The sequence below is a fragment of the Streptomyces sp. NBC_01497 genome (genome assembly GCF_036250695.1).
GTDB lineage: Bacteria > Actinomycetota > Actinomycetes > Streptomycetales > Streptomycetaceae > Streptomyces.
The window spans coordinates 7,827,369-7,849,632 of record NZ_CP109427.1; the positions used below are offsets into that span (position 1 = coordinate 7,827,369).

At 71.6% G+C, this 22,264-nt stretch carries 20 protein-coding genes; 14 read left to right on the top strand and 6 right to left on the bottom strand.

Annotated features, from left to right (window positions below; genetic code table 11):
• Positions 1–3 precede the first annotated feature (3 nt).
• The 5 genes from OG310_RS33060 (at position 4) to OG310_RS33080 (ending at position 8,162) form a co-directional block, all read left to right on the top strand.
• Positions 4–960, top strand: coding sequence for a carbohydrate ABC transporter permease (locus OG310_RS33060; protein WP_329459522.1), 957 nt, complete (start codon positions 4–6; stop codon positions 958–960).
• Between the two features lie 92 nt (positions 961–1,052).
• The gene (locus OG310_RS33065; RefSeq protein WP_443078917.1) at positions 1,053–1,784 is read left to right on the top strand and encodes a carbohydrate ABC transporter permease; all 732 of its coding nucleotides are present in this window, start codon (positions 1,053–1,055) and stop codon (positions 1,782–1,784) included.
• Between the two features lie 18 nt (positions 1,785–1,802).
• Entirely contained in the window at positions 1,803–4,112 is a 2,310-nt protein-coding gene (yicI, locus tag OG310_RS33070; RefSeq protein ID WP_329459524.1) for an alpha-xylosidase, read from the top strand.
• Positions 4,113–4,200: 88 nt separating this feature from the next.
• Positions 4,201–7,551 (top strand): glycoside hydrolase family 3 C-terminal domain-containing protein, encoded by a 3,351-nt coding sequence (locus OG310_RS33075; protein WP_329459525.1) that lies wholly within the window; start codon positions 4,201–4,203, stop codon positions 7,549–7,551.
• A gap of 167 nt (positions 7,552–7,718) precedes the next feature.
• A complete protein-coding gene (locus OG310_RS33080) occupies positions 7,719–8,162 on the top strand; it encodes a hypothetical protein (RefSeq protein WP_329459526.1) in 444 nt (147 codons plus the stop codon).
• Between the two features lie 60 nt (positions 8,163–8,222).
• Here OG310_RS33080 and lpdA read toward each other — a convergent pair whose 3' ends face one another.
• Positions 8,223–9,623, bottom strand: a complete 1,401-nt coding sequence (gene lpdA, locus OG310_RS33085; RefSeq protein ID WP_329459527.1) for a dihydrolipoyl dehydrogenase — start codon at positions 9,621–9,623, stop codon at positions 8,223–8,225.
• 380 nt (positions 9,624–10,003) lie between these two features.
• Between lpdA and OG310_RS33090 the strand changes: the two genes are divergently transcribed.
• On the top strand, positions 10,004–10,405 hold the full coding sequence (locus tag OG310_RS33090; RefSeq protein WP_329459528.1) for an ACT domain-containing protein: 402 nt from the start codon (positions 10,004–10,006) through the stop codon (positions 10,403–10,405).
• Positions 10,406–10,592: 187 nt separating this feature from the next.
• Here OG310_RS33090 and OG310_RS33095 read toward each other — a convergent pair whose 3' ends face one another.
• Positions 10,593–11,081 carry a carboxymuconolactone decarboxylase family protein gene (locus tag OG310_RS33095; RefSeq protein ID WP_329459529.1) on the bottom strand — a complete coding sequence of 163 codons (489 nt, stop codon included), beginning with the start codon at positions 11,079–11,081 and terminating at the stop codon, positions 10,593–10,595.
• Between the two features lie 247 nt (positions 11,082–11,328).
• Between OG310_RS33095 and OG310_RS33100 the strand changes: the two genes are divergently transcribed.
• From OG310_RS33100 to OG310_RS33115, 4 genes are all read left to right on the top strand, one after another.
• Positions 11,329–12,231 carry a pirin family protein gene (locus OG310_RS33100; protein WP_329460497.1) on the top strand — a complete coding sequence of 301 codons (903 nt, stop codon included), beginning with the start codon at positions 11,329–11,331 and terminating at the stop codon, positions 12,229–12,231.
• A 12-nt stretch (positions 12,232–12,243) separates the two neighbouring features.
• Entirely contained in the window at positions 12,244–12,582 is a 339-nt protein-coding gene (locus OG310_RS33105) for a GNAT family N-acetyltransferase (protein WP_329459530.1), read from the top strand.
• A gap of 312 nt (positions 12,583–12,894) precedes the next feature.
• Complete coding sequence (locus tag OG310_RS33110; protein ID WP_329459531.1) at positions 12,895–13,482, top strand: helix-turn-helix transcriptional regulator; 588 nt, start codon at positions 12,895–12,897, stop codon at positions 13,480–13,482.
• 188 nt (positions 13,483–13,670) lie between these two features.
• Positions 13,671–14,618 (top strand): class I SAM-dependent methyltransferase, encoded by a 948-nt coding sequence (locus OG310_RS33115; protein ID WP_329459532.1) that lies wholly within the window; start codon positions 13,671–13,673, stop codon positions 14,616–14,618.
• 156 nt (positions 14,619–14,774) lie between these two features.
• Here OG310_RS33115 and OG310_RS33120 read toward each other — a convergent pair whose 3' ends face one another.
• The 3 genes from OG310_RS33120 to OG310_RS33130 form a co-directional block, all read right to left on the bottom strand.
• Positions 14,775–15,284, bottom strand: coding sequence for a DUF4232 domain-containing protein (locus OG310_RS33120; RefSeq protein WP_329459533.1), 510 nt, complete (start codon positions 15,282–15,284; stop codon positions 14,775–14,777).
• Positions 15,285–16,507: 1,223 nt separating this feature from the next.
• Positions 16,508–16,633 carry a hypothetical protein gene (locus tag OG310_RS33125; protein ID WP_329459534.1) on the bottom strand — a complete coding sequence of 42 codons (126 nt, stop codon included), beginning with the start codon at positions 16,631–16,633 and terminating at the stop codon, positions 16,508–16,510.
• Positions 16,634–16,832: 199 nt separating this feature from the next.
• Positions 16,833–17,696, bottom strand: a complete 864-nt coding sequence (locus OG310_RS33130; RefSeq protein WP_329459535.1) for a LysR family transcriptional regulator — start codon at positions 17,694–17,696, stop codon at positions 16,833–16,835.
• Positions 17,697–17,766: 70 nt separating this feature from the next.
• On the opposite strand from OG310_RS33130, the gene OG310_RS33135 reads away from it, so the two are divergent.
• Positions 17,767–18,084 carry a hypothetical protein gene (locus OG310_RS33135; RefSeq protein ID WP_329459536.1) on the top strand — a complete coding sequence of 106 codons (318 nt, stop codon included), beginning with the start codon at positions 17,767–17,769 and terminating at the stop codon, positions 18,082–18,084.
• Positions 18,081–18,416 carry an SDR family NAD(P)-dependent oxidoreductase gene (locus tag OG310_RS33140; protein ID WP_329459537.1) on the top strand — a complete coding sequence of 112 codons (336 nt, stop codon included), beginning with the start codon at positions 18,081–18,083 and terminating at the stop codon, positions 18,414–18,416. The genes OG310_RS33135 and OG310_RS33140 overlap by 4 nt, the downstream gene beginning before the upstream one ends.
• 294 nt (positions 18,417–18,710) lie before the next feature.
• Here the strand turns inward: OG310_RS33140 and OG310_RS33145 are convergent, their stop codons facing one another.
• Positions 18,711–19,883 carry a ferritin-like domain-containing protein gene (locus OG310_RS33145; RefSeq protein ID WP_329459538.1) on the bottom strand — a complete coding sequence of 391 codons (1,173 nt, stop codon included), beginning with the start codon at positions 19,881–19,883 and terminating at the stop codon, positions 18,711–18,713.
• Between the two features lie 207 nt (positions 19,884–20,090).
• Between OG310_RS33145 and OG310_RS33150 the strand changes: the two genes are divergently transcribed.
• Complete coding sequence (locus tag OG310_RS33150) at positions 20,091–21,146, top strand: right-handed parallel beta-helix repeat-containing protein (protein ID WP_329459539.1); 1,056 nt, start codon at positions 20,091–20,093, stop codon at positions 21,144–21,146.
• Between the two features lie 33 nt (positions 21,147–21,179).
• A complete protein-coding gene (locus OG310_RS33155) occupies positions 21,180–22,262 on the top strand; it encodes a methyltransferase (protein ID WP_443078787.1) in 1,083 nt (360 codons plus the stop codon).
• Positions 22,263–22,264 lie beyond the last annotated feature (2 nt).

A 22,264-nucleotide genomic window follows, 5' to 3' on the forward strand; every position in this document is an offset into this window, starting at 1 on the left:
GACATGACCGTCACCGCCACCACAGGCGCGCTCACCGCCGCCCCGTCCAGCCCGCGGGCCTCCGCCGCCCGCAGGCGAAGGGCAGGCCTCGCGCGCTGGTGCTTCGTCGCGCCCGCCGTCCTCTACATGCTGGCCTTCTTCGGCTACCCGCTCGTACGCAACATCGTGATGAGCTTCCAGCACTACACACCGAGCACCTACTTCACCGGGCGCTCGCCGTTCAACGGGCTGGACAACTGGCGCGCGGTGTTCTCGAACCCGCTGTTCGCCCACTCGCTGTGGCACACACTCCTGTTCACCGTCGGTTCCCTGCTCGGGCAGTTCGTGATCGGCCTCGCCCTCGCGGTGTTCTTCTCCCGCCGCTTCCGCCTGTCAGGCCTCGCGCGCGCCCTCCTGCTGCTGCCGTGGCTGGTGCCGATGGTGGTCACCTCCATCGTCTGGCGCAAGCTGCTCGACCAGGACAGCGGGGTCGTCAACAGCCTCCTCGCGGACCTGCACCTCACCTCCGCGCCGGTGCCCTGGCTCAGCAGCCCGGGAGTGGCACTGCTCTCCGCCGTCCTGGTGAACGTGTGGATCGGCATCCCGTTCAACATGGTGATCCTCTACGGCGGGCTGCAGGAGATACCCCGGGACGTGTACGAGGCGGTGGCCCTCGACGGCGCCGGCGCCTGGCGGACCTTCCGGAGTGTGACACTGCCGCTGCTGCGGCCGGTGGTCACGGTGGTGCTCGTCCTCGGCTTCATGTCCACGGTGAAGATCCTCGACCTGATCCTCGCCCTGACGGCGGGCGGCCCCGCGGACGCCACCCAGACACTGGGCACCGTCACCTATCAACTTTCTTTCCAGCAACTCGACTTCGGGCAGGGAGCGGTGGTGGGGAACGTACTCATCGCGGTGAGCGCGGTCTTCGCCGTGTTCTACCTGCGTGCCAACAGGGCCGACTTCGGCCGGGGAAGGTGAGCGCCGTGAGGTCCTCGTCGACGGCGCGACGCGCCACGAACACCGTGATCGCCGTCGCCATCCTGATCGTGCTGCTCTTCCCGCTGTACTGGATGGTCAACATCGCGCTGCAGCCCGGCGAGAGCCTGGCCTCGACCGACTGGTTCCCCGTCCAGGCGGGCCTCGCCAACTTCCGCCGCGCACTGGACAGCCAGGGCGGCTCCCTCGTCACCAGCCTCGTCGTCGCCCTGGGCGCCGTCGTGGTGTGCCTGGCCCTGGCCGCACCCGCGGCCTACGGACTCGCCCGGTTCTCCCTGCGCGGCGGCCGGTCCATCGTCTTCGGCACACTCATCACGCAGATGGTGCCGGGCATCGTCGTCGCCAACGCCCTCTACAGCGCCTACGTCGACCTGCACCTCACCAACTCGCTCCTGGGGCTGATCCTCGCGGACGCCTCGCTGGGCCTGCCCTTCTCGCTCGTCCTGCTGCGGGCCTTCATGGTCTCGATCCCGCGCGAGGTGGTGGAGGCGTCGCTCGTCGACGGCGCGAACACGTTCACCTCGTTCGTCCGGATCGTGCTCCCCATGAGCCGCAACGCCCTCCTCACGGCGGGGCTGTTCACCTTCCTCTTCGCCTGGTCGGACTTCATGTTCGCCCTGACCCTCAACACCACCGACGCCGTCAAGCCCATCACTTTGAGCATGTACGAGTACATCGGCGCACACGTCAGCGACTGGGGCGCCGTGATGGCGACGGCCGTCGTCTCCGCCGTACCCGCCGCGATCCTGCTGATCCTCGCCCAGAAGTACGTCGCGGCCGGGATCACCGGCGGATCCGTCAAGTAACACCGGACAGGAGCACCGATGAAGTTCACCGACGGCTACTGGATGATGCGCCCCGGGGTGAGCGCCCACCACGCGGCCTCCGTGGCGGACGCCGTCGTCGCCGACGACCGCTTCACCCTGTACGCCCCCGTCGGCCCGGTCGGACACCGGGGCGCCACCCTCAACGCCCCGCTGTTGAGCGTGGATTGCTGGTCGCCGGCGGAAGGCGTGATCGGCGTGCGCCTGACCCACCACGCCGGGGCGCCCTCCGCCGGCCCGGAGTTCGCCCTGTCCGTACAGGAGGAGGGCGATCACGCGAAGACCCGACGGGACGGTTCGCTGCTCCACCTGGACTCGGGGGAGCTGTCGTTGACCGTCGACACGCAAGGCCCGTGGCGGCTCGACTTCGCGGCCGGCGGACGCGTCCTGACCTCGCTCGGCGCGCGTGGCGCGGGATTCGTCACGGACGCCGAAGGACGCCACTTCATGGTGGCCCGGCACGCGCTCGCCGTGGGGGAGACGGTGTACGGGCTCGGTGAGCGCTTCACGCCGTTCGCCAAGAACGGCCAGAGCGTCGACATCTGGCAGGCCGACGGCGGGACGAGCAGTGAACAGGCGTACAAGAACATCCCGTTCCACCTCACCGACCGGGGCTACGGCGTCTTCGTCAACCACCCGGGCCTGGTCTCCTACGAGGTGGGTTCCGAGGCCGTGGGGCAGGTCCAGTTCAGCGTCGAGGACCAGACCCTGGAGTTCTTCGTCGTCCACGGCCCCACGCCCAAGGAGGTGCTGGCCCGCTACACGTCCCTGACCGGCCGGCCCGCGCTGCCGCCGGACTGGTCCTTCGGCCTGTGGCTGTCGACGTCCTTCACGACGGACTACGACGAGGCCACCGTCGGCCGTTTCGTGGACGGGATGACCGACGCCGGAATCCCGTTGAGTGTGTTCCACTTCGACTGCTTCTGGATGCGCGCCTACCACTGGAGCGACTTCGTCTGGAACCCCGAGGTGTTCCCCGATCCCGACGGCATGCTCGCCCGGCTGAAGGACCGGGGTCTGCGGGTCTGCGTGTGGATCAATCCGTACATTGCCCAGCGGTCCGCACTGTTCGAGGAGGGCATGGCACACGGCTACCTGCTGCGGCGCCCGGACGGCGGCGTCTGGCAGTGGGACAAGTGGCAGGCCGGCATGGCCCTGGTGGACTTCACCAATCCCGCGGCCCGGGCGTGGTACGCGGACAAGCTGAGGGTCCTGCTCGACCAGGGCGTGGACTGCTTCAAGACGGACTTCGGCGAGCGCGTCCCCCTCGACGTGTCCTGGCACGACGGCTCCGACCCCGAGCGCATGCACAACCACTACACGCAGCTGTACAACGAGACCGTCTTCGACCTGCTGCGCGAGGTACGTGGCGAGGGTGAGGCGGTGGTGTTCGCGCGCTCGACCACCGTGGGCGGACAGCGTCTTCCCGTGCACTGGGGCGGTGACTGCGAGTCGACGTTCGAGGCGATGGCGGAGTCCCTCCGCGGCGGCCTCTCACTCGGACTGTCCGGGTTCGGCTTCTGGAGCCACGACATCGGCGGCTTCGAGGGCACACCGACGCCGGCGGTGTTCAAACGGTGGGTCCAGTTCGGGCTGCTCTCCTCCCACAGCAGGCTGCACGGCTCCACGTCGTACCGGGTGCCCTGGGAGTACGGCGAGGAGGCCGTCGCGGTCACCCGCGCCTTCACACGGCTCAAGCACCGTCTCATGCCGTACCTGTACGGGGCGGCCGTGCAGGCGCGGGAGAGCGGCACACCGACGATGCGCGCGATGCTGCTGGAGTTCCCCGAGGACCCCGCCTGCCGGACGCTGGACCGCCAGTACATGCTCGGTGACGACCTGCTGGTGGCGCCCGTGTTCGACGAGAGCGGCACGGTGGAGTACTACGTACCGGCCGGCACCTGGACCGACATCCTGACCGGGCGGGAGGTCACCGGTCCCGGCTGGCAGCGCGAGACCCACGGCTTCGACACACTGCCGCTGCTCGCCCGGCCGGGCTCCGTCATCCCCTTCGGCGCCCGGGACGAGCACCCGGCGTACGACTGGTGCGACGGGGTGACACTGCGCGTGCACCGGCCGGCCGACGGCTCCGGGACCGTCACCTCGGTCCCGGCCCGCGACGGCTCTCCAGCCGCGGTCTTCACGGTGCGGCGCACCGGCGGCACAGTCACCGTCGAGACGGACAGCGCGCTGCCGTGGCGGCTCCTGCTCGTCGGTGCCGCGGCCGGGGGCGACGCCACGGCGGACCCGCTCGGCGCGCTGCACACCTGCCCGGCCGGCACCCGGCGCCTCGCCGTCGAGTGGAGCTGAACGGCCCGGCCGGGCAGGCCCGCCACCCCGCGCCGTACCGGTGCGTACAGCTCGGAACCCTCATTTCTCCCCCGTGAAGGACAACGAAATGAACCGGAATCCGCACGCCGAACCGGATCGCTCCGACCACCCGGTCAGCCGCAGGACGCTGCTCGGCGTCCTCGCGGCGGGCACCGGCGTCATCGCCTTCGGGCTGCCCGCACCCACCGCGGGCGCGGCGCAGAGGGCCGCGGCCGAACAGGCCGTCGCCGACTACCTCGACACCTCACTGCCGCTCGATCGCAGGGTGGACGCGCTGCTCGCGGAACTCACCGACGAGCAGAAGCTCCTGTGCCTGACGGGACTGCCCGCCCTGACCCTGGCCGACGGCTACCACCTGCCCGCGCGTTCCAGCGCGGGGGTCGAGGGGCTGCACGGGTCCGGACAGGTCGCAGAGGCGACGATGTTCCCGCAGGCCATCGGCTTCGGCTCGACCTGGGACACCGAACTCGTCGAGGCCATGGGGCAGGTGGTGGGCTTCGAGGTCCGGTCGAGGAACCCGGCGAACCTGCGCGCCTGGGCACCGGTGGCCGACGTGCGCTCGAACCCCCTCGCCGGCCGCTACGAGGAGGGCTACGGCGAGGATCCGTTCCTCGCCGGGACGCTCGGCACCGCGTACGGCTTCGGCATCAAGGGCCGCCACCCGCTCTACGTCCTGGCCAAGCCCGAGATGAAGCACTTCTTCGCCTACAACCACGAATGGAACAGAGCCCGTTCGAGCAGCAGCATGAGCGCGCGGGCCCTGCACGAGTTCAACCTCGTCAGCTACCGCATGCCGATCACCGCCGGCGCGGTGCTCGGCGCGATGGTCTCCTACAACCTCGTCAACGGCGTCCCCGGCAACATGAACCCGCTCCTGCGCACCGTGCGGGACGATTGGGCACCGGGCAGCTTCATGTTCGTCTCGGACGCCTGGGACGAGTTCAACGTCCACACCACCAAGGGCGCCCCGTACGTCTTCCCGCTCACCGTGCCGGACGGCGCCGACGTCTCGTACACCGCGGCACTCAGCCCCGATCCCTCGGACGAGGCCACCCACCGCGCCACCACCGGGGCGCTGCTCCTGCACGCCGGGATGTCGAACTTCTCGGACGGCAACGGCGCGGACTTCCACCCGGACGACGCCGCCCGCGACGCGGTCGCGCGCGGGGTGCTGGGCGCGTCGATGGACGAGGTGGACCGGGTCGTACGGGACTGGCTCGCCTACCAGATACGCAGCGGCGCGCTGGACGGCGACGCCTGCCCGTACACCGTGCGGACGGTGCCGCCCGACGACCAGCCGCAGGAGCGTGCGAGCAGCAGGGAACTGGCGCTGCGGGCGGCCCGCGAGCAGATGGTCCTGCTCAAGAACCCGCACGGCCTGCTGCCCCTCGACCCCGCGAAGGCGCGTCGCGTCGCGCTGGTGGGGCCCCTGGCCGACGTCAACCTGCGCGACTACTACAGCCCCGCGCCGCCCGATGACCGCAGGGTCACCCCGCTCCAGGGCCTCACCGCCGAACTGGGTTCCCACGCAGTCGTGTTCACGCCGGGTACCGACGTCGTCGCCTGGCGGTCCCGCGCATACGGCACCTACGTCACCGCGGCGAGCGGCGACGCCCAGATGACGGCGGGTTTCGCACCCTCGGAACAGGAGATCGAGGGCGGCTACGAACTGCCGGACGGCGCCGGGCAGATCGGCCCCGAGCAGGCCTTCCGGATCTACGACTGGGGCTACGACCAGCACTTCTTCCGCAGCGTCGCGACCGGTGCCTACGTCGACACCGACCAGGACGTGGTGAACGACGCCACCCGGCTGCGCACCTCCACCGCGACCATGCCGGACAGCGACACGCAGTGGAACACCAACACGAATTTCCACTACCGGAGCAATGCCAACGGCACCCGGTCCCTCTACGGAGTGGACTACATCGAGAACGACCAGTTCTACCGGCAGTTCCCCACCGGCCGTTACGTCCAGGCGGCTCCCGACGCGCCCCACCCGCTGGCGCCGGTGCTCGGCCACGACGACTACCGCGACGGTACCGCCGGCCTGCGTGCGACCGCCGAGTTCACCGAAGCCGTCCTCGAAAGCGGGCCCGGACGGGCGGCGGAACTCGCCAGGTCGGCCGACTACGCCGTCGTGGTCGTCGGCAACAACGTCCGGGTCAACGCGCGCGAGAGCCAGGACCGGCCGGGCCTCGCGCTGGCGCCCCGGCAGAAGGCGCTGGTGCACGCCACCGCCGCGGCGCGCCCCGGCCGCACGGTGGTGGTGATCGTCAGCAGCTACCCCTACGCGGTCCAGGACATCGAGGACGACCCGAACGTCGGGGCGGTCCTGTACACCTCGCATGCCGGACAGGCGGCGGGGACCGCCCTGGCCGACGTGCTGTTCGGCCGGTACGCGCCGGCGGGCAGGCTCAGCTCCACCTGGCTGCGCGACGAGTCCTCGCTCCCGCGGATGCTCGCCGACGCGGACAGTCACGAGCCGCAGTACACCGTCGACATGCTGCAGTACGACCAGCTCGCGGCGGGGCTGACATACCGCTACTCGAAGGCTCCGCACACCTACGCCTTCGGCCACGGCCTGACCTACACGGCCTTCCGCTACGGGGACCTGTCCGTTCCCCGCTCCTCCTCCGCCGACCGGCTCCTGAGCGTCGCCCTGCGGCTGACGAACACCGGCCGCGTCACGAGCGACGAGGTGGTGCAGGTGTACGCCCGCTCCCTGGACTCGGCCTACGGGACGAACGTGCCTCGCGGGCAACTGGTCGGCTTCGAGCGGGTCAAGACCCTGCGGCCCGGTGAGACACGGCGGGTGGCCATCGAGGTGGATCCCCGGGACCTGGCGGTGTGGGACCCCGCCGGCGGGGCCACCGTCGTCGAGAGCGGACACTACGAGGTGATGGTCGGGGCGTCCTTCGACGACATCCGGCTGCGCGCGACGGTGCGGCTCACGGGACACACCATCGGCACGCTCGACCTGACCGGCCCCGCGCACAACGCGTGGGAGTACTACACGGTCAGCAGCCCCGGTGTCACACACTGGGAGGTGTCCAAGGAGAACACCTTCCGGCGGCGCGGCGGATACCACTCGGTGGGCTCGCGGCAGGCCGGCGACCACATCGGATTCACCCGGGTGGATCTGAGCGCGGCACGCGGCATCGAGCTGCGGGTCGCCACCACGACCGCCGCGTGGGCGGAGGTCCGCGAGCCCGCCGTGCGCGTGCACGCCGACGCACCGGACGGCCCGCTCCTCGCCACCGTGGCCTTCGGCCCGACCGGTGGGCTCCAGGACTTCCGTACGGTGTCGGCCCGGCTGGCGGCGGCACCTGGCGCGGCCCGGCAGCGGTCCCTGTACCTGGTGTTCACCGAACCCGGCGTGTACCTGGACACACTGCGTCTGACGGGAGAAGGGGACTGACCTCCGGCCTCCCGTCCGCCGTGCCGGCTGTTCCCCCCGGCCGCGTGCGCCCAGCACTGTGCGGGCACGCGGGGCCGGGGGAGCGGCGGGTCGGCAATCGGGGACCGGCGTCGCGCCAGGCTGACGCTCTTTCACCTGGGCGGCGTCTCACGGGGGTGGGCCTGGCGATGGCGGTGCGCGCGTGGGAACCGCGCGTCCGCACGGAGTGGGGGGCGGAGTTCCGGGCGCGGACGGAAGCCTCCCGGCGCGATCCGGCATCGCCGGCTCCGGACGCCCCGCCCGCATCGGATGCCTGCTCCGCCTCGCCCGCCGACAGCGGACCGCGGGACACGGGGCAACGGGAACCGCGTACGGCGGGGGCCGTCGCGCTGGGCGAGGCGGAGCGATGGTCGAAGGCGGCGGACGACTCGGCACGGACGCCCGCGTCGACGCGTCCCCGGCGGCGAGGCCGCGACCTCGGTGTGTCCGGGCCGGAGCCCGCCCTCGCCCTGATCGTCACGGCCTCACTCACCTCCACCACCTGCACCACGAGCGGCGGTTCCGGATCGTCGGGTGGCGGGAGCTCCGACTCCGGTGGGGGAGTCGGCGGCGAGGGCGGCGGCTCCTGGTGACCGCGCTCCGTGACGAACCGGTCCGTACGGTCCGGTCCCGCCGCCCGTCCGCTTCCGCTCCTACATGTTGATCATGTGTCCGGCCAGGCCGTGGATCGCCTCCTTGACCGCCTCGCCGAGCGTGGGATGCGCGTGGACGTTGCGGGCGACCTCGTGGACGGTCAGGTCCCACTGCTGCGCCAGCGTCAGTTCCGGCAGGAGCTCGGTGACCTCGGGCCCGATCAGGTGGCCACCGAGCAGTTCTCCGTGGGTGCCGTCGCTGATGATCTTCACGAAGCCGAACGCCTGCCCGAGGCCGTTGGCCTTCCCGTTGGCACTGAAGGGGAACGTGGCCACCCGTACGTCGAACCCGCGCTCGCGTGCCTGGGCCTCCGTCCATCCGAAGCTGGCGATCTGCGGCTGGCAGTAGGTGGCGCGCGGGATCATGGTGTAGTCCAGTTCCATGGTCTCCGCGCCGGCGATGGTCTCGGCCGCGACGACGCCCATGGACTCCGCGGCGTGCGCCAGCATCAGTTTCGCGGTGACATCCCCGATCGCGAAGAGGTGCGGCACGTTGGTGCGGCAGCGTCCGTCGACGTCGATGGCACCGCGCTGGGTGAGGCGGACCCCGGCGTTCTCCAGGCCGAAGCCCTGGACGTTCGGCGCGAAGCCGATGGCCTGGAGCACCTTGTCGGTCTCCAGCGTCCGGCGTTCGCCGTTCTTGCTGACGGTGACACGGACACGGGGGCCCGAGTCGTCGATGCTCTCGACCGCGGTACCCGTGAGGACCTCGATGCCGAGGCGCCGGTAGTGCTTGGCGAGCTCCTTGGAGATCTCCTCGTCCTCCAGGGGGACCACGCGGTCGAGGAACTCCACGATGGTCACGGCCACACCGTAACTGCGCAGCACGTAGGCGAACTCCACACCGATCGCACCCGCACCCGCGATGACGATGCTCTCCGGCAGGGTCTCGCTGAGGATCTGGCTCTCGTACGTGACCACGCGCTGCGAGAGGCTGGTGCCCGGGAGCAGCCGGGGCGTCGCGCCGGACGCGATGATGCAGTGGTCGAAGGTCACCGTCTCGGTGCGCTGGTCGGCGTAGGTCACCGTCAGGCTGTGGTCGTCGGTGAAGGTGCCGCGCCCGTCGAACTGGGTGATGGAGTTCTTCTTCATCAGGTAGTGGACGCCCCTGACCCGGCCGTCCGCCACTTTGCGGCTGCGCCGGTAGGCGGGCCCGTAGTCCACGGAGACCTCACCGCCCGTGGAGATCCCGTACGCCTCGGCTTCGTTGGTGACGAACTGCACCATCTCGGCGTTGCGCAGGAGGGCCTTGGAGGGGATGCAGCCCACGTTGAGGCAGACGCCTCCCCAGTACCGTTCCTCGACCACCGCGGTGGAGAGGCCGAGTTGCGCGCTGCGCACCGCGGCGGTGTAACCGCCGGGGCCCGCTCCCAGAACGAGGACATCGAAGTGTTGGCTCACAAGGCAAGAATCCTTGCCCGACCATGTCGCACCGCGCAACCTGGCCGAACCGGCCGAGGGAGTCGCGTAGTCGAAGGAACAGGTCATCAGTGCCCGCTGCTACGTTCGAGGTGAGGTTTGCCACACGCCGCGCGTGAGACGACGGGTGCGTGTGGCCGGGGCCGGGGACAGCGAGGGTCCTTGACGGCTTGGGCCGGTGCGGTGGTGGTGTCCGGCGGCCGAGGGGGCGTCCCGGCAGGGACGCGCGATCGCCCGTACGGGCCGGTCAGCGCGCCCGGCGGATCCGCGGGGCGCTCGCGCGCCGGTCGCCTCCGGACGGCGCAGCCCCCGTCCTGGCACCGCGATCAGGGGCGCGGCCGGCGGTACGTAGGCTTGCGGACGTGACGGGCGAGAGCGATCTGCGAAAACTGCTGAACGGCATGAGCCCCCGGCTGGACCCGGGCCGCTACGTGTTCACCACCGTGGCCCACGGCGACGTACCGCCCGGCGTCGTGCCGGCCGTCACGGTCGCCGAGGAGGAGGGCCTCACCCTGGTGCTGCGGCAGGCCGACGCCGACGCCGCCGGCCTGCCGTACGACTACGTGGCCGGCTGGATCACCCTGCGCGTCCACTCCGACCTGGCGGCCGTCGGCCTGACCGCCGCGGTCGCGGGCGAACTCGCCGCCGCCGGCCTGAGCTGCAACGTGGTCGCGGGTTTCCACCACGACCACCTCTTCGTGCCGCGGGAGAGTGCGTCCCGGGCCATGGCGATCCTGGTGGCACTCGCGGGGAAGGGCGCCTGAGCCTGAGCCACCGCGTCTCCCCGCCGCGTGTCCCCGCCACGTCTCCCCGGCGCGTCCCGAACCGCGGGCTGTCGTCCCGCGATGCCGTCAGGCCACGGGTCCGTGCGATGCGGGGTGTCCTGGGACGGCGACGCGCCGTCGCCGTCCCAGCGCCGAGGCGTCGGAAAGCGCGGTCGGCGCTCACGGATCACTGGTGCGGGATCGCGCGCACCGGATGGCGGCTCATGATCGAGACGCGGTTGAAGGCGTTGATGGTGAGGGCCACCCAGATCGCGGCGGAGATCTCGTCGTCGGTGAGCGCCTGGCGCGCGGCGGCGTAGGCGGCCTCCTGGGCGGCGACGTCCGCGGGTTCGGTGGTCGACTCCGCGAGGGCGAGAGCCGCTCGCTCCCGTGGGGTGAAGAGTTCCGTGCTCCGCCAGGCCGCCAGCACCCCCAGGCGCTGTGTGCTCTCGCCGGCGCGCAAGGCCGCGTCGGTGTGCACGTTGAGGCAGTAGGCACAGCCGTTGATCTGCGACACGCGCAGGTTGATCAGTTCCACGGCCAGCCGGTCCAGGCCGGCGTCGGCGGCGACCGCGCGGACCGCTTCGGCGGTCTTGACCAGGGCGTGGTAGGCGGCGGGGCTCTGCTTGTCGATGAAGACGCGCCTGTCGGTGAGGCCCTGTGCCGTGCCGCTCATCCCGCACTCCTTCGGGCCCTTGCAGGCCCTGCTCGTTCCGTCTGCCGGCGTCCTATCATCAGGACATGGTCATTGAATATAGAACCATCTTCGGAACGGGAGGCGGTGCGCGGTGAGCACCACCGAGGCGGATCACGCCGCGTCCGATCCCGCCGGGTCCGGTCCGGCCGCGCCCGAGGCCGCCCGACCCCGGCACGAGGCAGCGGCCGACGGCGTACGCAAGGGACCGGGGGCGCCCCACGTCGAGATTCTCTCCGCACGTGAGGTCCCCCTGGGCGGGCCCCGGGCGATGACCGTACGGCGGACGCTGCCGCAGCGGTCCAGGACGCTGATCGGGGCCTGGTGCTTCGCCGACCACTACGGGCCCGACGCCGTCTCCGGGGCGGGCGCCATGGACGTGGCTCCGCATCCGCACACCGGCCTGCAGACGGTGAGCTGGCTGTTCAGCGGGGAGATCGAGCACCGGGACAGCCTGGGCACGCACGCCCTCGTGCGTCCGGGCGAACTCAACCTCATGACCGGCGGATACGGCATCAGCCACTCCGAGGTGTCGACCGCCGCGACCACCGTCCTGCACGGCGTGCAGCTGTGGGTCGCCCTGCCGGAGGCGCACCGTGACGCCGCCCGCGACTTCCAGAGCCACGCCCCCGACGCCGTCCGGCTCGGCGGGGCCGAACTCCGCGTCTTCCTGGGCTCCCTGGCGGGGTCGGTCTCCCCGGTGCGGACCTTCACTCCTCTGCTCGGCGCCGAAGTCGTCCTTGCGCCGGGCGCCACCGTCACGCTCCCCGTGGACCCCGGGTTCGAGCACGGGGTGCTCGTCGACCAGGGCAGGATCCGGATGGGCGAAGCGCTGCTCAACCCGGCGGAGTTGGGCTTCGCCGCCACGGGCCTCGATACGCTGGCGCTGACGAACGACTCGGAAACGCCCGCCCGGCTGATCCTGCTCGGCGGCACACCGTTCGAGGAGCGGATCGTCATGTGGTGGAATTTCGTCGGCCGCGGCCACGAGGACATCGTCCGGGCCCGGGAGGCGTGGCAGAACGCGTCCGACCGGTTCGGCGCCGTCACGGGGTACGACGGGGACCGCCTTCCGGCACCCGCCCTGCCGAACGCCACCCTCACACCGCGCGGTAATCCGCGGCACAGCTGAAAGGTGCACACCATGCCCGAGCCCTCCACCGCTGCGACCGTCGAGCGGGTCGACGCCAGGCACCGGTACGAGATCCTCGTCGACGGCGCGGCCGCGGGCTTCACCGCGTACCGTGACCGCGGCGAACAGCGGGTCTTCTACCACACGAAGATCGACGACGCCTTCGCGGGACAGGGCCTGGCCTCCCATCTCGTGCGGGAGGCCCTGACCGACGTACGCGGCGCGGGCAAGCGGATCGTGCCGGTCTGTCCGTACGTGGCGAAATTCCTGAAGAGGCACGACGAGTTCGCCGACATCGTCGATCCGGTGACGCCCGAAGTCCTGCAGTGGCTCGAAGCCGGGCGGGGCTGACGGCGCGTCATGGGAGTGCGGCCGGCGCGGGCCCGGGCGGATGCGGCGCGCCGGCGGCCGGTCCACTGACGGCCGGTCCGACGGTGCCGCGCGATGCGACGGCGCCGCGCCGCCCGGTCTTGGCTGAGGCCGATCGTACGGTCCGGCCCTGACGGCGGGCGCGCTCGCCGCCACCGGCCCCGCGCCGTGGCTCGCGCCGTCGCGCCGTCGTCTCGTCCCCTTGGCTGAGGCCCCGGCCGGTCCGGTGCCGGTGACGGTCCGGTGCCACGCGAGGGCGATCACGTCATGCGAGAGCGGCATAGCATATTGCTCATGACGCAAAACGACGTCGAGCTGGACAGCCTGGTGCGCAAACGGATCCGCGCGCTGCGCGTGGCGCAGGGCTGGTCCCTGGAGGAACTGGCCACCCGCGCCAAGCTCAGCCAGTCCACACTCAGCCGCATCGAGAACGGACAGCGCCGCCTCGCCCTGGACAGCCTCGTCACCCTTGCCCGTGCCCTGGACACGACCCTCGACCAGCTCGTCGAGACCGCCACCGACGATGTCGTCTCCAGTCCGACGATCGACGGGCCGCACGGCACGATGCGCTGGCCCGTCAAAGCGGACCCCGGTATGAGCGTCGTGCGACGGCGCATGACCGAGCCGCCCCCCGACAGTCCCGCACGCCTGCGCGCCCACCCCGGCCGCGAATGGTTCGTCGTCCTGTCCGGGGCGGCGGTCCTCCTTCTGGGCAACCGCCGCATCCGCGTCGAGACCAACCAGGCCGCGGAGTTCCCCACCATGCTGCCGCACGCGATCGGCGCGGAGGGCGGACCCTGCGAGATCCTGGGCATCTTCGACCGCGACGCCCGCCGCGGCCACCAACGCGGCGAAGGGGGCGGGGACCCGAAGGGCACGTGAGCGGTTGATCGAGGTCACGCGAGACCGGCGCCGGACCGCGATCGGGCAGGATGCCGGGGCAGGTGGGCACCCTGCGCATCGGGAGGGCATCGGGGGTCACTTGCGTCTTCGGCCGCTCGTCCGGCCATCGTCTTGCGTAAACGGAAAGCAGTCGTGCCGCACAGGCATGACCGTCCTAGCGTGTCCGTATGAGTCACACACCCCAGCGGGCCGGCCATCAAGGCGGGCACGGCGCCCGCTCGCACCCCATCGGCCCTCACGTCGGCGCCCCCCGCACCGACCGCGCCGACCCTCGCACCGGCACCCACACCGGCCCTCACTCCGGCGGCGACAGCCAGGCGGAGATTCTCGATCTGGACGCGGAAGTACTGGCGGAGCACATCGCGTCCATCATTACCTGGCTCCCCCTCACGAGCGCCCCCCGCCACATCGTGGACCTGGGGTGTGGCACCGGGGCCGGTACCTTCGCTCTGCTGCGTCGCTTCCCGCAGGGCGAGGTGACCGCCGTCGACAGTTCGGCCGACCACCTGAGCCGCTTGCGGGAGAAAGCCCGGGCCAGCGGTGCGGTCGATCGGGTACGTACCGTGCGGGCGGACCTCGACGCGCACTGGCCGCAGCTCGGGACGCCCGAACTGGTGTGGGCCTCGGCCTCGATGCACCACATGGCCGATCCCGACCGGGCACTGCGCACGGTCCTCGATCTGCTGGCGCCCGGCGGGCTGTTCGCCGTCGTGGAGCTGGCGGCCTTCCCCCGCTTCCTGCCCCCCGACGCCCCGGGGGAGCGGCCCGGCCTGGAGGAGCGCTGCCACGCGGCGCGCGACGGCTACCGCGCCGAGCACGTGCCTCACCTCGGCGCCGACTGGGGGCCGAAACTGACCGCTGCCGGTTTCACCGTCGAGGGTGAACGCACGATCACCGTGAACCTCGACCGCTCCCAGGGCGACGCGATCGGCCGTTACGCCCTGGAGAGCCTGCGGCGCCTGCGCGGCGCTGTCGCGCCAACTCTCCCGGCCGAGGACCTCGCCGCGCTCGACCGGTTGCTCGACACCGCCGGCCCTCACAGCATCGTGCGCCGCGACGACCTCGCGATACGCACCGAACGCACCGTCTGGGCCGCGCGCCGACCGCGTCAGTGAGCCGCGCGCCACGGCGACGAAGACCGGAAGGTGCCGACGCGGGCCTTGTGACGGGATGACGGGAGTCTGCCGCGGGGCTCCGGGTCGCGCCCGTACGCGTCAACGGTGGCGTCCGCGGCGGTGCTGCCGCCGCGGACGCCACCGTTGACGGAGGGCTCAGGCTCCGCGCTGGACCGGGCCGACCAGGGTGCCGGCGGCCACCTTGAGCCTGCCTTCGGCGAAGGACGTGCCGGGGATCTCCCCGCCCGGCGCCCGGAGCGTGAACGACGCCTCGTCCGCGGGGGTGCTGTGGCCGCGGCTGGGGACCTGGATGTCGAAGTGGACCGGGTGGCCGGGGCCGAAGGTCACCGTTGCGTGCTGGTCGCCGTGGTGGCCGGTGCTGATCCTGATCTTCGAGCCGTGGTTCGAGAACCGCACGCCGGTGGGCGAGCCCGCCAGCGTGCATGACGCGTACCCGCGAGGTGCGCTCAGAGTGACGCGGTAGTGGTGGTTCCCCCGGGTGCCGGGCGCCGTGGTGATCCTCGCGATGTGGTTGGCCGGACGGCAGGCGGAGGGAGCCGCGGTGTGGGCCGTCCCCGGCGAAGCCTGGGCCAGTCCCGCACCGGCGGTGCCGGCCAGCGCGGTGGCGGCGAGGATGACGGCGATCTTGCGGTTGGTACGCATCATGAACATTCCTTGCCTTGCTCAATGGCCCTGCGGGTGTTCCCCGTCAGGATCATGGTCATCACGATTACTGCCCTCTTCTCTGCGAGGGAAATGTCCCGGAATGGCCACGACCGTATGGCCGGTGTGCGCGGTCGGCTCCCGCCGCTGGAGATCGAGCGCGCACCCGGACGGTCCGGCCTGCTGGGCGCGGCTGGCCGCGTCGCTGGTCAGCCGCGCCTGCGAGGCGTGCCGACCACGATGAGGCCCAGGATCCCCGTTCGGTCCCCGGACGCCGTCGGGGTGATGCTCGCTCACCTGGACGAATGGAGTGACCGGTCAGGTCCGGTGCCACGCGGGGACGCTCCTCGGGGACGCGGCCCGGGGCCGTGCCGGGCGGCGGCCTGGCGCCACGACGCCCGCCTCCGCTGCCGTCCCGGCACTCGGCTCGGACGCCGTGCCGCCCGGCCCGTCCGCGGCGGACGGCCGTCAGCCGCGCGACGGCATCCCGGTGCCGCTCCCGGTAAGTCCTCGATACCGCCCTGCTGTTCGGGCCACCGACGCCGCGCAGGGACGAAGGCCACCTCTGTCCTCAAGCGCATGCTGAGTGACGCGGTGTCCTCCTTCCATGGCCGTGACGGTGTGCGCCGCGCCTACCGGGAGGTGGGGGAGGGCCGCCCTCTGGTCCTGCTGCACGGCATCACCGAGGACGCGACGCTCTGGCTGCGCCAGGGGTCAGGCCGAGGCGTTCGCGGCACGCGGTCACCGCGTGGGCATGCCGGATTTCCGGGGGCACGGCAGGAGCGCGAAACTCCATGACGTCAGCGCCTGTCCCGCAGACGTGCCGGCCGATGACGGCTTCGCCCTCCTCGACCACTTGGGGCTGGACGCCCATGACCTCGGCGGGTATTCGCTCGGTGCGCGCGTCGTGGTCAGGATGCTGGTGCGTGGCGTGGCGCCCGGGCGGGCGGTGGCCGCGGGCCAGGGCCTGGCCCAGGTGCTCGGCGTCGGCGGCGGCGCGGGCTCCTTCATAGGGCGGCCCTTCGCCGGGGCGGCATCGTCTCTGCCGGATTCGCCTGAGGGGCGCTTCGCCCACGGGCTGCGGTCGAGGGGCGAGGACCCTGTGGCGCTGCTTCATGTGCTGGATTCGGTCGTCGCCACACCGGTGGAGTCGCTCCGCCGTGTCCAGGTGCCCACCCTCGTGCTGGTGGGCACCGACGACCAGCGTTCCGACTCGGCCGGCCAGCTCACCGCGGCGCTGCCGTACGGGACTCGGGCCCCGGTGCCGGGAAGCACGCGATGGCGATCGCCGCACCGGAGTTCGTCGCGTCCATGGTGGACTTCCTGGCCGCCCACTCGTCATCACCGCCCACGCGTGGTCACCGGCGCTGAGACATCACCGGCCCTCAGCCATCACGGCGTCCGGGCCCGGCCGCGCCGTTCCCCGGTCGGCGATCGTCCGGGGCGCCTGATGCGAAGGCGCCGGTGGGACCCGCCGCCGCAACGCGCGGCGGGTCCGCACGGCCGCGAACGGCCCGGCGCCGCATGCGCGCCGACGGGACCTGGGTCTCTTCAAAAGCGCGGGTCGCCTCGGTCCGGCGGAGCGGAACGGAGCGCCGCGGCCACGAACGACGCGACCAGCGGCCGGCGGTCCCGCTCGTTCCACGCGAGTAGGAGGCGGCTGGGCGGCGCGTCGGACACCGGTACGCAGATCAGGCCGGCGGCGGCCGGCGCGACCAGCGAGCGGGGCAGCATCCCGATCATCCGGCTGACCGTGATCATGTGGAGCATCTGCACCACGTCCTTGACCTCGGGACCGGTGTCGTCGCCCGGGGGGACCCCCATCCAGCGCGGTAGTGTCTCGCCCTCCAGGTCGGCCAGGCACACCGAGGTGTGCCCGGCGAGCCGGTGTCCGGGCGGGAGGACGACGACACGGTCCTCGGTGTGCAGCGTCTCGTGGGCGAGGCCGTCGAGAGGGTCGAACGGAACGTAGAGCAGGCCGACGTCGGCCCGTCCGTCCCGCAGGTGGTCGGCCCGGTCGGTGGGGCCACTGAACAGGATGTCTACCCGGCGTGCGTCCGGCTGGTGGGCGTACTCGGCGAGCATCCCGGAGAGCAGACCGGCGTCGCCACCGGGCTTGAGGACGAGCCTGAGGTGGGCCTGGGTGTCGCCGGCGCGCCGGGCGTTGCGGACGGCGGCGCTGACCGCGTTGAGCGCATGCCGGCCGTGTTCCCTCAAAGCCTCCCCGGCCGGGGTGAGTTCCACGTGCCGGCTGGAGCGGAGGAACAGGGGGACGCCGAGCCGGGTCTCGATCCGCCGGATCGCCTTGGACAGCGCCGGCTGGGCGATCGAGAGCCGGACGGCCGCCCGGCCGAAGTGCAGCTCGTCGGCGACCGCCATGAAGTACTCCAGCTCGCGGGTCTCCAGTTCAACCATGCCTCCAGGTTATCGCCGCGTACCGAAGAGGTCTTGGACGGCAGCAGCGTGCTCGGGCAAGGATGGACACATGATCCAGCACACGATGATGGTTTCCTTTGATCAGCCCCTGCCTGCCACCGAGCTCGACCGATATCTCTCGGATATCGAACGGGTCATGCTCGACTCCGGTTTCGTCCAGTCGTTCGCGGCCAGGCGACACATCCCCATGCCCGGTGAGGAGACGATTCCGGCGCTGATCGCGTCGGTGATCGTGCTGCTCGGCGTGGCCGACGCCGACGCGCTGGCGCAGTCGTTCACCGCACCCGGTCTGCACGAGGTCATCGGCCGCTGGCAGTCGCGGTACCCGTACAAGGTCGCCTTCGCCAACCACGCACCGTTGGCATGAGCGCAGCCCGGCGCGGGGTGGGACTGGTCACCGGCGCCGGAAGTGGCATCGGCCGCGCGCCGGCACGGGTGTTCGCCCGGAGCGGCGCCGCGGTCGCCGGACTCGACATCGAGGAGAGCCCGGCGGCCGGGACGACCCGGGTGATCACGGACGAGGGCGGCGAAGCGACACCGTCACCGTGGACATCGCCGACGAACCCTCCGTGCGGGCGGCCGTCGAGCGCACGGTGGCGCCTAGGATGGCCTCGACTTCGCCGTGAACAGCCTGGCTGCTCTCCCAGGGGGACGGCATCGCCCCGATCCCCGGCACCGAGCGTGTCGCGCGCGTTGTGACGAACACCGGCGCGGACGCGGTGGAACCGGTACCCGGGCAAATGGAGCATCCGGCCACCCTCACCGCCGCCGCGGGCGACACGCACGACGAGGCCGGGATGCGCCTTCTCGAACGCTGAGCGGCACCCGGCCGCACACCCACGGGCCGCGAAGCCCGTGAGCCCGGGACGGAGCCACAGGGCCACAGAGCCACAGGGCTACACGGTCACACGGGCCGCGCGGCGCTCACCCCTCGACGCGTTCGCGCGCGCGAGGGGTGAGCGACGACCACTGCGGGGAGGGAGCGGGCGTGGCTCAAAAGCGCGGCCGGAACTCCGGCCCGTAGTTGCCCGGGGCGTTCGGGAGGGTGAGGTTCATGAGTTCCACCGCCGGGCCCTCCATCCCCCGCATGGCGTGGACCGCCGCGTTCAGGCTGCTCGCCCCGCCGCCCGCCCAGGCCTTGTCGAGGCCGGCCAGCACACTGTTGTACGAGCCGTTGCACTGGTCGAGGAGCTTCTGCACCTGCCGAGACGGGTGGGGCCAGCCGCCGGCGGGGACACGCGCCATGGGCCGCACCCGCGGGAAGGGGACCTGCGCGCCGGTGAACTGCCAGCTGCCGCCCGTCCGGCGCAGCCGCCGGCCGTGGTAGATCTCGCCGAAGGCGTAGTAGTGCGCCGGGTTGTCGTCCTTGAAGGCGGTGGCCGGGGAGCTGCTGGTGCCCTCGCCCTGCTCCTTGATGGTCTCGATGCAGCGCTCGACGTCGTCGAGGCTGCGCACGGGCGTCAGCGAGTCGGAGCCGATGCGCTCGGAGAGCTGGCCCTTGGCCGACAGTTCCGGGTCCACGCTCCGGAAGGCGTCCAGCAGGTCGGCGTAGAAGTCGCCGACACCGGGGGCCTCGTCCAGGCTCCGGGCGAGCGGGTCGTCCGGGGCTTCGATCGCCATCATCACGTCCCGGACGAAGGCCTTCGTCAGACCCGAGAGGTACACGTGCACTCCGGGACGTACGCCGCCCGGCAGCGGGCTGGGGTAGGTGGTCGCCGCTTCCTTGATACGCGGCCGCTCGCCCACGGCCGTCAGGAGGTTGCACACGACGCCCATGTGGTACATCTCGTCGCCCACGACGCGGCGGATCAGCCGTGCCGCCTCGCTGCCGCGGTCGATGACGGACCACCAGCCGCACAGGTACGGCGGGATGGTGGCGAGTTCGAGTTGCAGGGCGACCTGCAGGCCCTCTCGGAGCCAGTCGATCCCGCGGTCACTCGCGGGCACCGCGAGCAGCCGCGCCACGCTCCCGTCCGCCGCCCGGACCTCGGGGGTATCCGCCGCTGCCGTGGCACCGTGCGCCGCCCCCTGCTCGGCCGCGGCGGCGGGGCCGGCGGCCGCCACGGCCGCCGCGGGCGCCGCCGCCAGGACGGCTGACGCCAGGAAGTTCCTGCGTGCGAACGGAGAGACCTCCGATCCCTCCCGACCTGCTCTCTTACCAGTCACCGTCGTCCTCCGCTCTGACAGGCGGCCCTGCCTCGGCCGAGGCGCCGTGGACCCACCGACGGCTCGCGAAGCTAGCAGTGATCTTGGCTACGGTCGGGGTGCGCGAGCCGCCCGGCGCATCCATCACCCGGTCGGCGCAGTTGCCGCCGAGTATCCGTTTGGTCACTCTGTGTGGCAGTTTGGCGCTTTGTCTCTTACCGTCAGAACATGAAGAAACTGCAGGTCACAGCCATTGCATGCGCGACTGCCGCGCTCGCTTGCGGCGTCGGCGCGGCCGCCCCGGCCCACTTGGTCCGGCACGAGGTCCATCCGGGTCAGTCGATCCAGAAGGCGGTGGACGCGGCACGGGCGGGCGACGTCGTCGCGCTCGCGCCGGGCACCTACCGGGAGAGCGTGCTGATCACCAAGCCCGGCATCACTCTCGAAGGAGCGGGGCCCCGCACGGTGATCACCCCGGCCGCCGGTGACGCGCAGGGCGCCTGCGCGCGCCTGGGCGACGGCGTGTGCGTCCTCGGCACGGGCGACACCGCCGTCGACGGCGTGCGGGTGCGCTCGCTGACCGTCTCCGGGTTCAAGAAGAACGGTCTGTGGGCCTCGGGCACCGACCACCTCGTGGTCGACCATCTCGTCGCGGAGAAGAACGGCGTCCGGGGTGTCGCGGAGGAGAAGTCGGTGCGTTCCGTGATCAAGAGGGTCACCGCGCGCGACAACGGCGACGCCGGCCTCTTCGTCACGAACTTCGCCGACAGCGAGGGCGGGGCCACCGACACCCACGGCACCGTGGTCGAGAACAACACCCTGACGGGCAACGCGACGGGCATGACGCTCAGGCGGGTCAGGAACCTGTCCGTGTACGGCAATGACATCGCCGCGAACTGCGCCGGTGTGTTCGTGGTCGGCGACGAGTCCAAGCCGGCGGCCGGCGCCATGACGATCAGCCACAACAAGGTCCACGAGAACAACAAGTACTGCCCCGCCACCGCACGGCTGTCCGAGGTCCAGGGCGCCGGCATCGTACTGACCGGAACCGAGGACGCCCTCGTACGCGACAACGCGATCAGCGCGAACGTCGGCACCGCGCCGATGTCCGGCGGCATCGTGCTGTTCAAGAGCTTCGTGGGTGTGCACAACAGTCACAACACCATCAGGGACAACGTGCTGGAGGGCAACAAGCCCGCCGACCTCGCCGACCGGGAGACCGGGACCACGAACGCGTTCGCCGACAACCGCTGCACGGCCTCCCTGCCCAAGGGCATGTGCTGACCGCCCATCGCCTCACGAGGAGAGACACACGGCATGACCACCCTCAGCACCACCACTGCCGCACCCGTCCCGAATCCGGACCGGAGTGCGGCCTGCACCTGCTCGGCCACGTCCCAGCCGTCCATGCGGCTGCGTGAACTCGCCTTCGGCGCCGCGTGTTCGGCCGCCCTGCGCGCGGCGGCACGGCTGCGGGTCGCTGACGCGCTGGACGACCCCGTCCCGGTCGCCGACCTGGCGGCCGCGGTGGGCATCGAGCCGGGGCCCCTTCGCCGGCTGCTGCACTGCCTCGCCTGCTATGGCGTGTTCACGGAGGCGGAGGACGGCACCTTCGGCCACACGGAACTCTCGCGGCGGCTGCGCGAGGACGACCCGAACAGTCTGCGCGACATCGTGCTGTGGTGCACCGAGCCGTGGACGTGGGACGTCTGGCCGCGCCTCGACGAGGCCGTACGGTCGGGTTCCAGTGTGTTCCAGGACGTCTTCGGCAAGGAGTTCTTCGACTACCTGCACGAGGACGCGACCGAGTCGGCCCGCGTGTTCAACCGGGCCATGACGACATCGAGCGTGCAGTCCGCCCTGGACGTCGCCGACCTGCTCGACCTCACCGGCGTGCGGACCGTCGCCGACATCGGCGGGGGCCAGGGCCATGTGCTCGCCAGCCTGCTGGAGAGGCACCCGGACGTCACCGGCACGCTCATGGACCTGCCGGGTGTGGTCGCGCGGGCCGACGCCCGGCTGCGGGACGAGGGACCGCTCGCCGCCAGGACGAGGATCGTCGCGGGGGACTGCCGGGAGGCGGTGCCGTTCGAGGCGGACCTCTACGTCATCAAGAACATCCTGGAATGGGACGACGAGAGCACCCGCAGGTGTCTGGCGAACATCACCGCCGCGGCGCGCCCCGGCGCGCGGGTCGTGGTCATCGAGAACCTCGTCGACGACTCCGCCTCGATGCGCTTCACCACCGCCATGGACCTGCTCCTGCTGCTCAACGTGGGAGGCGCCAAGCACACGCGGCAGAGCCTCGTCGACCGCATCACCGCGGCCGGGCTCACGGTCGGTGACGTACAACCCGTCAACGCTTACCTGCACGCGTTCGAGTGCGCCGTCCCGGTCTGAGG